8 protein-coding genes and 1 pseudogene are annotated in these 13,642 nt (G+C 47.3%); 3 read left to right on the top strand and 6 right to left on the bottom strand.

Translation table 11 applies throughout. The features are described 5' to 3' along the window. Positions 1–6: 6 nt before the first annotated feature. The 5 genes from H8K52_RS14105 to H8K52_RS14085 all read right to left on the bottom strand — a co-directional run bounded on the left by H8K52_RS14105 (position 7) and on the right by H8K52_RS14085 (position 8,172). A complete protein-coding gene (locus H8K52_RS14105; protein ID WP_186923553.1) occupies positions 7–528 on the bottom strand; it encodes a MarR family winged helix-turn-helix transcriptional regulator in 522 nt (173 codons plus the stop codon). Next, entirely contained in the window at positions 528–1,313 is a 786-nt protein-coding gene (locus tag H8K52_RS14100; RefSeq protein WP_186923552.1) for an SDR family NAD(P)-dependent oxidoreductase, read from the bottom strand. The genes H8K52_RS14105 and H8K52_RS14100 overlap by 1 nt, the downstream gene beginning before the upstream one ends. 1 nt (position 1,314) lies before the next feature. Beyond that, positions 1,315–3,708: a bifunctional salicylyl-CoA 5-hydroxylase/oxidoreductase gene (locus H8K52_RS14095; protein ID WP_186923551.1), complete on the bottom strand. Its 2,394-nt coding sequence runs from the start codon at positions 3,706–3,708 to the stop codon at positions 1,315–1,317. A gap of 144 nt (positions 3,709–3,852) precedes the next feature. Next, the gene (locus tag H8K52_RS14090; protein ID WP_186923550.1) at positions 3,853–5,478 is read right to left on the bottom strand and encodes an AMP-binding protein; all 1,626 of its coding nucleotides are present in this window, start codon (positions 5,476–5,478) and stop codon (positions 3,853–3,855) included. A 711-nt stretch (positions 5,479–6,189) separates the two neighbouring features. Next, positions 6,190–8,172 (bottom strand): S9 family peptidase, encoded by a 1,983-nt coding sequence (locus H8K52_RS14085; protein ID WP_186923549.1) that lies wholly within the window; start codon positions 8,170–8,172, stop codon positions 6,190–6,192. 239 nt (positions 8,173–8,411) lie between these two features. On the opposite strand from H8K52_RS14085, the gene waaA reads away from it, so the two are divergent. The 3 genes from waaA (at position 8,412) to H8K52_RS14070 (ending at position 12,925) form a co-directional block, all read left to right on the top strand. After that, complete coding sequence (waaA, locus tag H8K52_RS14080; protein WP_186923548.1) at positions 8,412–9,686, top strand: lipid IV(A) 3-deoxy-D-manno-octulosonic acid transferase; 1,275 nt, start codon at positions 8,412–8,414, stop codon at positions 9,684–9,686. Positions 9,687–9,735: 49 nt separating this feature from the next. Then, positions 9,736–10,632: a DUF2785 domain-containing protein gene (locus H8K52_RS14075; RefSeq protein ID WP_186923547.1), complete on the top strand. Its 897-nt coding sequence runs from the start codon at positions 9,736–9,738 to the stop codon at positions 10,630–10,632. A 97-nt stretch (positions 10,633–10,729) separates the two neighbouring features. Next, positions 10,730–12,925: a S9 family peptidase gene (locus tag H8K52_RS14070; RefSeq protein WP_186923546.1), complete on the top strand. Its 2,196-nt coding sequence runs from the start codon at positions 10,730–10,732 to the stop codon at positions 12,923–12,925. A gap of 115 nt (positions 12,926–13,040) precedes the next feature. Here the strand turns inward: H8K52_RS14070 and H8K52_RS14065 are convergent. Further along, positions 13,041–13,520, bottom strand: a pseudogene (locus H8K52_RS14065) (collagenase-like protease); the annotation flags it as partial. Positions 13,521–13,642 lie beyond the last annotated feature (122 nt).

The following is a 13,642-nucleotide window of genomic DNA, read 5'->3' as shown; positions in this document are numbered from 1 at the left end:
TCGTTCTCATTCTTTTTCATTTTGCTTGTTACCTGCGCTCAAATCCGACTTCACACTCGACAACAAGCTAATCATTTGACTTTTTTGTTCCGCGTCTAAACCGGAAAACAACTCCGCAATCCAGGCTTCATGAACACTTGCCATAGTCTTAAATGCCTTGCGCCCAGCTGGCGTCAGTTTCACGCTGTATGCACGTCGATCTTGTTTATCGGTCACACGCATGACCAAACCTTCTTGCTCTAGCTGATCGGTAATACCAGTAATATTGCCACCGGTAACCATCATACGCTTGGATAATTCACCCATACGCAAACCGTCGGGATGGCGCTCTAGTTGCGCCATTAAATCAAAGCGGGGCAAGGTAGTATCGAACTCTGAACGCAAGCGATTGCGAATTTCGTTTTCTATCATGACCGTCGTCGATAACATACGCAGCCATAATTTTAAAGACTGATGATGATCTTGGGTTAAGCGAGTTTCTAGATCAATGGGATCAGTAGGGTAAGTAGTCGCGTCTCGCTCGCTCATCACATCACCTCGCCGCCGGCAACGGCAATGGCTTGCCCATTTTGGGACGCACTGGCAGGTGAGCATAACCAAAGCACTGCATCGGCGACTTCTTCGGGTTGAATCAGCCGCTTTTGCGGGTTACCTGCCGAGAGTTCTGCACGCGCTTGCTCTTCGCTACGACCTGTATTTGCCATGATATTGGCGACCGCTTCACGTACGATGTCCGTCTCGGTATAGCCCGGGCACACGGCGTTGACCGTTACCCCTTTTTGCGCGACTTCTAATGCTAATGACTTAGTTAAACCGATCACGCCATGTTTCGCGGCTGCATAGGCAGCGACATAGGCATAACCCTTCAATCCTGCGGTGCTTGCGACATTCACAATGCGCCCCCATGATTGCGCCAACATGGCGGGTAAAGCTTGTTGTGTACAAAGGAAGGTGCCAGTCAGATTGACTGACAGCATTTGCTGCCATTGCGCTTCCGTTGTTTTTAAAAATGGCGCGGAGCTTGCCTGTCCTGCGTTGTTAATTAAAATATCGACCGTACCAAATTGTTCGACGGCTTGCGTAAATCCAGCGCTGACTGAAGCACTATCGCTGACATCCATCACAATAGCTTGCATCAATCCAGCTTCATTCAACTGCTGCACTGCCTTTTGCAAGTTTGCTTCGGTACGTCCGGTGATGGTGACTTTGACTCCTTGCGCTAGCAATGCCTGCGCGATAGCTAGACCTATACCTGTCGCGCCGCCGGTGACTAAAGCGTGTTTCCCAACTAAAGCAGGATGAAAAAAATTCATATCAGCCTTCCAATAATTTTGCGGCGATTTCTTGCGGGTTCATGCCACGACTCGCTGCAGCAACTTGGCGTTCACGATCCAAATTGCGTTCTAATTGCAATTTACCGGCGATGTATTGTTGTGGCCAGCTGATGTCGGCAAATCCTAACTTGGCAGCTTCATGCAAAGTCCAGGCGGGATCAGCCAAATGCGGTCTTGCAATCGCACACAGATCAGCACGGCCAGCAGCAATGATGCTGTTGACATGATCGGCTTCAAAAATTGCGCCGACTGCAATTGTCGGAATTTGAACTTCGTTACGAATGCGATCTGAAAATGGAGTTTGGAACATGCGTCCATACACCGGCTTTTCTTGTTTGCTGACCTGACCCGATGAGCAATCGATCATGTCTGCACCGGCCTGTTTAAACAGTCTAGCAATCGCCACAGCATCGTCAGGGGTGATACCACCTTCGACCCAATCGTGCGCAGAAATACGTACTGACATCGGCTTATGTGCTGGCCAAACTGCACGCATCGCAACGAAAACTTCTAAAGGATAACGACAGCGATTCTCCAAGCTGCCGCCGTATTCATCCGTGCGCTGATTGGTTATGGGAGAAATAAAGCTCGATAAGAAATAGCCGTGTGCGCAATGTAATTCCAGCCAGTCAAAGCCTGCCTCATCAGCAGCAATTGTCGATGCGACGAATTCATTCAAGACTTGCGTCATTTGCGCTTTGGTCGCTGCTCTAGCAACTTGCGACACGCCGTGTAAATATTGTTGTTCAGACGCCGAAATCAAAGGCCAATTATCGGAATCCAAAGGCTGATCGATACCATCCCAAGCGCGTTTAGTGGAGCCTTTAGCGCCCGCATGCCCGAGCTGTACCGCGATCTTGGCATCGCTGTTGACGTGTACGAAGTCAACGGTACGTTTCCATGCTTGGGTATGTTCCTTCGCATACAATCCGGGGCAAGCCGGTGTGATTCTGCCCTCAGCCGAGACACAAGTCATTTCAGCAAACACCAATCCCGCACCACCCATCGCACGGCTACCGAGATGCACTAAATGGAAATCACCAGCCACACCGTCGACCGCAGAATACTGTGCCATAGGCGACACCACGATGCGATTTTTCAGAACCACATCGCGCACTTTGAAAGGTGTGAACATGGGTGGAATAGTCTGTTTGGTTTTGGGCATGGCGATACCAGCTTTAAAAAACGCTTGCTCCGCAATCCAGACTTCAAAACTACGCACGTAATTGGCATCACGCAGACGCAGATTTTCATGTGACAAACGCTGGCTGCGCGTCAACATTGAATAAGCAAACTGTGGCGCTTCCATCGCGGTGTAGCGACTCACATTCTCAAACCACTCCATGGAATTACGTGCTGCACTTTGTATCTTCAATACTTCAATCGCACGCAAATCTTGGTAGGCATCCATCACCGCTTGCATACCGTTCGCACCATGTTGCGCGAAGCAATTAGCGAGTTCGATCGCGTCTTCAAGCGCTAATTTGGTGCCTGAGCCTATGGAAAAATGTGCGGTATGCGCAGCGTCACCCATTAGAACGATGGGTACGTTTTTGCCGTTGATGTGATTCTGATGCACCCACTGCTTACAAATAATACGTGGAAATTTAATCCAACTCGCTGAGCCACGTAGATGACTAGCATTGCTCATCAAGGCATTGCCATCCAAATACTTGGCGAATAAATTTTCACAAAACGCGATCGCTTGCGCTTGATCCATTTGATCAAGGCCAGCCTTCAACCACACCTCTTCTGGGGTCTCGACGATGAAGGTCGCGGTATCACCATCATATTGATACGCGTGCGCCTGAAACCAACCATGCTCAGTTTCTTCAAACGCGAAAGTAAAAGCGGAAAAAAGTTTCTTGGTACCGAGCCAGACAAAGCGGCATTTGCGGGTATCGATATCGGGTTGGTAAGTCGTTTCATAACGCGTACGAATCCGGCTATTCAAGCCATCACTGGCGATCACCAAATCGGCGCCATAGGTTTGCGCTAAAATTTGATCATCCTGTACATCGGTTTCAAATACCAACTCCACGCCGAGCTGCTCGCAGCGTTCTTGCAAGATATTCAGCAAGCGTTTGCGACCAATACCGCAAAAACCATGTCCACCGGAAGTGACGACCTGGCCTTTGAAATGGACATCGATGTCGTCCCAATGATTGAAGGCTTGCAAGATGGTTCTGGCAGTCTGTTCATCAGCCTTCACCAAATTACCCAAAGTCTGATCAGAAAACACCACACCCCAACCGAAGGTATCGTAAGGACGATTACGTTCGACCACGACGATACGATGTGCTGGGTTTTGCTTTTTCATCAGCATCGCAAAGTACAAACCTGCGGGACCACCGCCTATGCAAAGTATGTTCATGTTTTTATCGATTCGTTTTTTGTGCAAACTTGGTTTCAATCTAGATCTTGTAGGGCGGGTGAAACCCACGCTGCTCAGGTGTTCGGTGTATTGGCGGCGCGGGTTTCACCCGCCCTACAACTTACCAGATCTTGTTCACTTATTTTAATTGGTCAGCTTCAACTTAAACCGCTGCACTTTGCCCGTCTCCGTACGAGGCAAAGCGTCTTTGAATTCTATACAGCGCGGATATTTATAAGGTGCGACGTTCGCTTTGACGAATTGCTGGATATCGCTAACTAAGGCGTCACTCGCTTTATTCGAATCGCGCAAGACCACAAAGGCTTTGACGATCTGACCGCGCTCTTCGTCGGGTAATCCAACTACCGCACATTCAGCGACGTCAGGATGTTTAAGGATAATTTCTTCCACCTCGGGACCTGCCACGTTATATCCAGCGGTAATGATCATGTCGTCAGTGCGAGCACGATAATGGAAATAGCCTTCGGCATCCATTTCATAAGCGTCGCCAGTCAGATTCCAACCATTCAAAACATAATTTTTTTGTCTGTCGTCAGCCAGATAGCGGCAGCCCGTCGGTCCTTTCACCGCCAGCCGGCCTGTCACGCCCACCGGCGCTGGATTACCGTTCTCGTCGAGAACACAAGCTTGATAACCGGGAACCGCTTTACCTGTCGCTCCTGAACGCGCATGCTCGCCCGCTGCCGAAATAAAGATATGCAACATCTCCGTCGCACCGATGCCATCAATCATGATTAAGCCCGTCGCAGCTTGCCAAGCTTCGCGAGTCGCTGCGGGCAAAGTTTCACCGGCAGACACTGTCTTTTGCAATGACTTCAGCGAAAAATTGGGCAGCATAGGCATCATCTGACGGTAGAAAGTCGGCGCTGTGAAACAAACTGTGGCTTGATAGTCGTCGATCGCTTTGAGTAAGCTTTCTGGCGTGAGCTTTTCCAGCAGCACGGCAGTTGCGCCAATGCGTAAAGGAAAAAGCAATAAGCCGCCAAGGCCAAAAGTAAATGCCAAAGGCGGTGTACCGATAAATGTGTCATTCACCTGCGATTGCAATATCGAACGCGGGAAGCAATCACAAATCGCCAACACATCTCGATGAAAATGCATGGTGCCTTTCGGCATTCCAGTCGTACCCGATGTGAAGCTGATCAGACAAACATCCTCGGCATGCGTATCAACTGCTTTGAAATTACTTGATTTGCTCGTCATCAATTGGTCGACCGAACCCACAACATCGGTATTAAAAATCTTGATCTGCTGCAGCACTGGACTCAATTTCTGTGCTGCGTCCAACTCCTCTTGCAAAGCTGAAGAACATAATGCGGCAGAAATTTGTGCTTTCTCAATAATGACGCTCAACTCTTTAGCGCGCAACAAGGGCATGGTCGGTACGGCTACACAACCGGCTTTCCACACGGCCAAAATGCATGCGGCCATCATGGGATTATTTGCACCGCGCAACAACACGCGATTTCCCGGCACTAGATGCATATCGTCGACTAAAACATGTGCAATCTGATTCACTCTCGCACACAGCTCGGCATAAGTCCAGGTCGCACTAGCGCTGCGTATCGCCACCTTGTCAGCAAACCCTAGCGCAGCAATGTCTTCTAAAAAAGCCGTCGCGCAATTGAGGCGTTCCGGATACTGCAATTCAGGTAAATCAAACAGCAACTCTGGCCACTGTTCAGGTGGCGGCAGATGCTCGAAGGGGAACGTATCGACATGCGCGGATTGGTGAAAATACTTAGACATCGGTCAGTCTCCATATTGTAGTTCGCACACTGCGCCAAGTTTTCTTAATTTATTGTGAGAAGTTACAGCGGCGATATCGTGACGAACAAATACTTTAAACCTAAACTATTTACAGGTAAAGTAAAACCACTAAAAAACCAAAATTAAACATCATTTCGGTTTCTTAACTCAAACTTTTCCGAGCACGAGTTTGCCCCAAGATACATCATTCATCGTGATCTACTCTCGGACCGCTCTCGCCTCACCGAGGCAATAATCAATGCTGAGTTCTATGTGGGTGTAAAGTAATAGATAAAGTCGCCAGATCTCATCTGCCCTGCGCACCAAAGTGCAGATCGCAGCGAATCGCGTGAGTGCAATACGAGTTTCGGAATGGCAGCTCGGTCAGTGTGAGTGAAGCTTTAGATCTAAACTATGTAAGAAAAGTCAGTAAGTCAGTTTTTCGCCAAGACGAGAACGCCCACCTCGCACTGGTACAGCTCCAACACAAAATTAACCAATCTCAATGCTATTTTCTACCCAACGCATGGTCTGTACTGCTATTCACTGAATGAAGAAAGGTATCGAAAAGCATTCGTGGGAAAAGCGCAGAGGCGGGCTTTGACCCAGCGCTGCTTCTTCGGTTTTCTCTTTGATAACATCTTAGCATTTGCATACTGAGATCAATTAATGTCTCTCATCACGGCAGTCTGAATGCCAGCCCTCAGTCCATCATTGTCCGATGTTCTCATGTAAGAATTTTTCGACACGCCCCCAAAAATCTAAGCGGGTACGTTCAAGTTTCCAGCCGTGTCCTTCGTCTGGATATTTTATCCATTCCACCTTGGCATTGTGTTTGCTGACTTCAGTATAGAATTTTTCTCCATGCGCAATTGGTACGCGCCTATCAGCACCGCCATAGGCCAACAGCAGTGGTTTTTTTATTTTGTCGGCTAAATTGACTGGTGAGGTATTTCGCAGTTGTTCGGCATCCTTAACAGGGTCACCAATCAATAATGGCATCCCGTAATTTTGCCATTCCGCAGAATAATCATTGCTCCAACTTGACTCATAAAGTAAAGGAATGCTCGTGACACCGACCCAATTGACTGCGCATTGAAATAATTCAGGATGATTGGCAATCCCCATTAGGCTGGCATAACCACCATAACTTGCACCAGCAATACAAATGCGCTTGGGATCGGCGATTCCTTCCGCAATCGCCCATTTGGCAGCATCGGCCAAGTCATCTTGCATCAATAATCCCCATTGCTTCCAACCGGCTTTAAAATGTTTGACTCCAAAGCCAGTGCTGCCGCGAAACTCTGGCTGCAAGACAGCATAGCCACGTGAGGCTAAAAACTGCACTTGTGCATCCCACTCCCAGCTCGCTCCCCTGACAAAAGGCCCGCCATGTACCAAAACAACCATGGGGAGATTTTTGCTCTTTTCCCCTTTTGGCAAGGTCAAGTAGGCGGGAATTTGAAGTCCATCGCGGGCGGAGTAACGCACCATATCTTGGATTGCCATCGTTTTCGCATCGATCTTTTGATGACGATGACCGATCAACTCAAGCTTGCTATTTTCTGTGTCATAGACCGTGTATACCGATGGTTGCACGTCCGAATAAGAGCGCACTGCGACAAACCGACTCAAGCCATCTCTGGCAATACTTATTTGGTTGATCGTTGCGGGCAGCAAAGCATCTATCTTCTTTTGCAAGGCTTGCATGCCTTCATCCAACCAGTGCGTGGTGCGTGCATCATTTAAGAATGAAACACCAAGTAATTTTTTACTGGCACGATCGAAAATCAAATTGCCGTTAAAATCGTATCCTGGAATGGACACGATGGCTTGATCTTCCACTTCTTTCGTCTTTAAATTAAAGCGATAGAGCGAAGAGGTATCTTGTTTTTTTCGCGCCACCACATACAAAGTGCCGTCGGGGCCCAGCTCCAGTGGCGTAAACTTACCACCACGATACTTACCGGTTTCAGCGATCACTTCCCAACGACCACTTTGTTCATCGTGGTACATAATTTTTTCTTTGTCTCCTTCCGACACAATATTCACCTTGGGCTTACCGTCGTAGTCGATCAGCCAAGCGCGGGAATCCCCTGGGCGAGTCAAAGTCTCGGCCTTTCCAGTATTGGTGTTTAGGCTAATCAGATTCAGGGCCCTCAAATCATAAATAGAATCCCATACCGGTTGTGCTACAAATACATTTTCGGAATGCAAACGCAAATCAACAGCATAAAAGAAACTCTCAGCGGGCAAGGTTCGCTTCTGAATCATCGTACCGGTCGTCATTTTGGCGCCATACACCCGTTCAATCAAAGTTCGCAGATCACTACCGTCCAAATTGACCGCAAACAAACCCGGGTTGTATCTCAACTCCCCCGTTGCAACGGTATTGTCTGCAGTCGTAAACACCAAACGCTTAGAATTGACCCAATGAAACTCACTAATATCGACATCATTAAAGCCGGCCACAATTTTTGGCTCTTTAGTCTTCAAATTCATAGAAACTAACTGCACACGGCCATTTTTCATCGCCACCAACATAGCCAGCGATTGCCCATCAGGCGATAGCTCGACCATATTCATTCTAGAATTTTCAAAAAACGACTCCAAAGGCAATTTCTTATTCTGGGCAAATGCGCTTGACGTCGAGGCAAAAAACAGCAGCGTCGACAACACTAGACGCACATACATAGAAAACTTCTTGGTATAAGTTGTTATCATAAAACCCTAAAATTAAATGTTATCTAATGGCATATCAAAATATTAGAACAAAAGCTAAGTCGTAATTTATTCTCTTTTAAACAATTATAACAAATGCACTTGTTAAATTACTCAAGTTAAGATGGGGAAGAGTCTAACTTCAGGTATATTCTCGATTCTTACAAAAACAATTGCGGGTATGACCAAAACATACCGCCAATAACAAGATAATGCGTTTTTTCTATTCGATCGCCTGGTCACTAGCCCTTCCTTTTATCCTTTTTCGTCTATGGCTAAGAGGCAAACAAGAACCTGGTTATCGCCAACACATTAGCGAACGCTTGGGTTGGTACAAAGCAGTCAAAGCGCAAAAATTTATCTGGGTACATGCCGTATCTGCAGGAGAGACGCGTGCAGCCGAACCTATCATCAGAGCCCTATTAGAGAATTATCCTGAGCATCACATTTTGCTCACACACATGACCCCTATTGGTCGTAGCACCGGTCAGACTCTGTTTGCCAATATCGCGGATCGTCTGACCCAGACTTTCATTCCTTACGACATCAACTGGATCATTCGCCGCTTTTTGCGTCATTTTTCGCCCGCGATTTGCGTGTTGATTGAAACAGAAGTCTGGCCAAATTTGATCGCGCAATGTAAAGCGGCAAAGATTCCTGTGACGCTGGTGAATGCCCGTTTATCCGAGCGTTCTTTACGAAAAGCCCAACGTCTATCAGGTTTAATGCTGCCTGCGGCCCAAGCGATTGATTATGTTGCTGCGCAATCTGGCCCCGACGCTGATCGCCTGCGTGCCTTGGGTGTACGTGATTTATGTATTACCGGAAATATGAAATTTGACGTCACGCCACCGCCGATGATGGCCGAACGTGGCGCCAAATTACGTGCCTATTTTGGGCAACGTCCCGTATTCATTTGTGCCAGTACCCGCGAAGGTGAGGAGCCATTAATTCTCGAAGCTTTTATGCGCCTACAATTGCCGCGCGCCCTGCTCATCATCACGCCACGACATCCGCAGCGTTTTGATCAAGTTGCCGCACTACTGAGTCAACACCAATTGCGCTTTGTACGCCGTTCCACGTTAGATCTTGCGCAAGATGCGCTGCCGATCCCGGCCGATACTCAGGTTTTTTTAGGTGACAGCATGGGGGAGATGTATATGTACTACGCGGCTAGCGACCTTGCCTTCGTTGGTGGGAGCTTAGTTCCTCTGGGCGGACATAATTTAATTGAAGCATTTGCCATGAGCCGCGCCGTCTTGACTGGCCCGCATACTTTCAATTTTTCTGAAATCACAGAACAAGCGATTGCTGCCAACTGCGCGCAACGCGCTGGCAATGCCGAAGACCTGATGCAGCGTGCCCAAACTTTACTCGACGATATAACGACACGTACACATATGGGAACACACGCACACGCGTTTTTCTTGCAGCATCAAGGCGCAACCGATAGAACCATGCAAGCGATTAAGCCGTTCATTCAATAAACGCTAACAAAGCTCATTAAGACTCAGTTTTTTTACGGAAGGCGACGCCATGAAATCGTTTTACCGATATGCAATCACAAGTATCCTGCTCAGCTATAGCGCAGTTAGTATTGCAGCTTGCCCGCCCGACGGCAAGACGCAAGAAAATTTACTGGTTTTAAAAGAGAGCAAATGGCAAATCGCGGATGCACAACAACGGCAGCAAAGCGCACTCAACTTACTCGATTGTTTAGCCAGTCCTAATCCACAGTTGCGCGATGAGATTGCTTTCGAGGCGCTGTCGTTTTGGATGCGCAGCGAACTGCTTACAACCGAAACCATGCAAACTATCCGACAACAACTTCAGACGCAAATCGCAGCTCCACGCACGAAAAATGATCCCGGATTTCAGCAACCGTTTGCGGCATTAGTGTTAGCTGAAGTGGCGCGAGTTGACCGACGCAAAGCATTTATGAGCGAGGCACAAAGACAAGAAATGGTGAGCCTTGCTGCGCAGTATTTACGTAGTATTCAAGACTATCGTGGCTATGATGAAAAACAAGGTTGGCGGCATGGTGTAGCACATGCTGCTGATTGGATGATGCAGCTATCTCTTAATCCGGCATTGAATAAATCTCAGCACAGTTTGATGCTAGAAGCCTTGTGTCTGAAGATTCGGAATGATCAACACTTTTATCAGTATGGTGAAGGTGAGCGCTTGATGACGCCCGTGTTTTATTTAGCACTGCGCTCGGCGCTCACGCCGGAAGAATGGAATGACTGGTTTGACAGTTTATTGACGACTTCACTCGACTCAAAAAGAACGACTCAAGCAAGCTTGGCACGCAAACATAATCTAACTGCTTTTTTATCAGCGATGTACCTCAATCTGCAAGAAAGTAAGCAAGCTGCCTTGCAGGAAAAATTTTTACCTCTCGTCATTAAGTCATTGAAAAAATTGAACTAAAGAACAAAATAGGCATCTTAAACAGTCAGCTTTTTGACCCTAAAAATATTATTTTGCTTTATCCAACTATCAAGAAAAATCATTTGGAGGATCAGGTATGAAACGCACTATTCCCTTGAACACAATCGCCCTAGCCTTAGTTACAAGTTTCGCGGCTAGCGGTACAGCCTACGCTGGTGATAGCAAATTGACTTTAGAAATGCTGTATCACCCAGAATTAAAACAAAATTTCAATGCGGCGCCGATGACGCGCCTATCTTGGGACAATCAAAATCGCTTAATCGAATCCAAAGTGAATAAAGGCACTGCGGAACTTTTCGTGATCAACCCATCAACTTGGGAAAAAACAGCCCTACCAGCCGACGGCAATGTTCTCAATATCTTAAAAACAGCCAAGGTGGATGAAAAAGAATTGGCCAAATTGGCAGATCAATTGAGTGCTCGTATCAAACCAGAAACCAAGAGCTATATCTTTACCTACAAAAACGATATCTGGTTACTCGATCTCAATGCCAATAAAGCGCGTGCTTTAACGAATACACCGGACGTCAAAGAAGACGAAGCTCTGCTTTCACCCGATGCCAAAACGGTCGCTTACTTAAAAGGCAATGACATGTACGCGACTGATGTTGCGACAGCCAAAGAGAAGCGCTTAACCACAGGTGGCAGCGAAACCGTGTTTAATGGTCGCTTAGATTGGGTGTATCAGGAAGAAGTCTATGGTCGCGGTGATTTTCGCGCGTTCCGCTGGGCACCTGATTCTAAAAAGTTAGCCTTCTTAAGTTTTGATGAAACCAAAGTACCGGTCTACACCTTAAGTGGCGATCATGCTCAGCCAGTCAAAACCGATCGCACCCGTTATCCTAAAGCTGGCGATTCTAACCCTATTACGAAGCTCGGCGTGGTCGATTTGAATGGCAAAATCAGTTGGACACAAGACCCATACGCAGGCAAAGAAACGCTGATCGTTCAAGTCGACTGGACACCTGATGGCAAACTCATGGCCGCTTGGCAAGACCGCGTTCAAACTTGGTTGGATTTGCGTATCTACGACGCAAAACTGAATAGCAAAGCGGTGGTAAAAGAAACCAGTCCAGCATGGACTGAACGTCTGCCATTGCCACACTTTTTAAAAGATGGCAGCTTCATTTGGGAATCGAGCCGTACTGGTCATCATCATTTATATCACTACGACAAAAACTTCCAGTTAGTCAAAGCGGTCACACAAGGTGACTGGGATGTACGTACCGTACATGGTGTAGATGAAGCCAAAGGTCGTGTGCTATTTGCCGCCAACGAACGCAATCCTATTGGCAATGATGCCTATAGCGTCAATCTTGACGGTAGTAACTTCAAGCGTCTGACGGAAGAAAAAGGCACGCACATGGTGCGTTGGAATAAAACCTTCACGCACTATGTCGACAGCTGGAGCAGCATGACACAAACACCAAAGCAAGCTTTGTTCACCGATGCAGGTGTGCAAGTGAAATTGGTTGATGATGTAGGCGTACCAGAAAAATTCAAAGCTTTACAATTGGCGACAGTCAAGCATCAACAAGTGAAATCCCGCAACGGCTTTTTAATGGAAAGTGTGCTGTACCTGCCACCAAATTTTGATGCGACTAAAAAATATCCTGTGTATCAACACCTGTATGCCGGCCCAATGGCACCACAAGTGCGTGACCAATGGAGTGCCAATGCCTACTACCACTTCCTGGCACAGCAAGGCTATGTCGTCTGGATCATGGATAATCAAAGCGCCAGCAACAAAGGGGTTTCGAGTGCTTGGCCAATTCACAAAAAACTCGGACAACTAGAATTGCAGGATCAGTTAGACGGCTTGGAATGGCTGCGCCAACAAGGCTTTGCCGACATGGATAGAATCGCTTTGAATGGTTGGAGCTATGGCGGTTATTTCACATCGTATGCCATGACTCACAGTCAATCTTGGAAAGTCGGCTTCGTCGGCGCCCCGGTCACCGACTGGCGTTTCTATGACAGCATCTACACCGAACGCTACATGGGCTTGCCGCAAGAAAATGCAGAAGGTTACGACAAAGGTTCTAGCTTAAAAGCGGCGAAAAACTTGAGCGGAAAAATCATGATTATGCACGGTACGATGGATGACAATGTCCATCCACAAAACACCATCATGTTCATCGACGCCCTTGCCAAAGGGAATAAAGAATACAGCTTACAACTGTATCCAGGCCAAGGTCACGGTGTGGCGGATGCATGGCAAAACTGGTCCATGCAAAAAGCTAAATGGAAATTCTTGCAGGATAATTTGTAAGATTACATTTGCTTGGCCCTACAAAAAAACCGACAGCTTACAGGCTGTCGGTTTTTTTATTTTTCGAAATCGTTGAGCGCTACCAGCTTCAGTGACAAACGACTTACTTCAATATTTACTGCGGTCTGGATTTGTGGAAAACCAAAGGACTCGTTACCGTGCTTGGTGGCGGTGACTTCAAGATATGCGGTTTCATACTACCCATCACATGCATTTCGCAGGGCTTACAATCAAAACGCAGCGTAAATTTTTCATCACCATTAACTAAAGTCATCGGCTCTGCTTTGACTTGACCTTGCACACCGGTTACACCTTTGGCTTGTTTTGGGCAGAGGTTAAATGAAAAACGCAAGCAGTGCTTGGTAATCATCAAAGGCACTTCACCCGGTTCTTCATGCGATTCGTACGCTGCTGCGATGAGTTGCACGCCGTGTTTTTTATAGAATTCGCTGGCTTTGTGGTTGTACACATTGGCCAAATACGTCAGCGTGGTTTCTGGGAACGGCACCAAAGGCACTTGTGCTGCTTCACGCAAAGGACGCTGCCACAAATTCACGCGTGCTTGTTCATGTTGGGCGACAGCGTCGCGACGTAAGGCAATGGAATGGACTCCTCCCCCTACGGCATCAAATGTGCCAAACTAATTAGAGGTAAAACTGATTAGTTCACAGAGGAGAAGTCCAAATGAATATTACTCGAATTGGTATCGATCTGGCA

The sequence above is a fragment of the Affinundibacterium seohonense genome, from assembly GCF_014284305.1.
Taxonomy (GTDB): Bacteria; Pseudomonadota; Gammaproteobacteria; order Burkholderiales; family Burkholderiaceae_D; genus Undibacterium; species Undibacterium seohonense.
Note: the sequence above shows the minus strand (reverse complement) of the source record. Positions and strands in the feature narration are given on the sequence as shown.

What these genes read in the sequence shown, in the direction of transcription:
- H8K52_RS14085 (WP_186923549.1), bottom strand. Translation starts at nt 8,172, where the DNA reads ATGTATGTGCGTCTAGTGTTGTCGACGCTGCTGTTTTTTGCCTCGACG.
- H8K52_RS14070 (WP_186923546.1), top strand. Translation starts at nt 10,730, where the DNA reads ATGAAACGCACTATTCCCTTGAACACAATCGCCCTAGCCTTAGTTACA.
- H8K52_RS14075 (WP_186923547.1), top strand. Translation starts at nt 9,736, where the DNA reads ATGAAATCGTTTTACCGATATGCAATCACAAGTATCCTGCTCAGCTAT.
- H8K52_RS14090 (WP_186923550.1), bottom strand. Translation starts at nt 5,478, where the DNA reads ATGTCTAAGTATTTTCACCAATCCGCGCATGTCGATACGTTCCCCTTC.
- H8K52_RS14105 (WP_186923553.1), bottom strand. Translation starts at nt 528, where the DNA reads ATGAGCGAGCGAGACGCGACTACTTACCCTACTGATCCCATTGATCTA.
- H8K52_RS14095 (WP_186923551.1), bottom strand. Translation starts at nt 3,708, where the DNA reads ATGAACATACTTTGCATAGGCGGTGGTCCCGCAGGTTTGTACTTTGCG.
- waaA (WP_186923548.1), top strand. Translation starts at nt 8,412, where the DNA reads ATGCGTTTTTTCTATTCGATCGCCTGGTCACTAGCCCTTCCTTTTATC.
- H8K52_RS14100 (WP_186923552.1), bottom strand. Translation starts at nt 1,313, where the DNA reads ATGAATTTTTTTCATCCTGCTTTAGTTGGGAAACACGCTTTAGTCACC.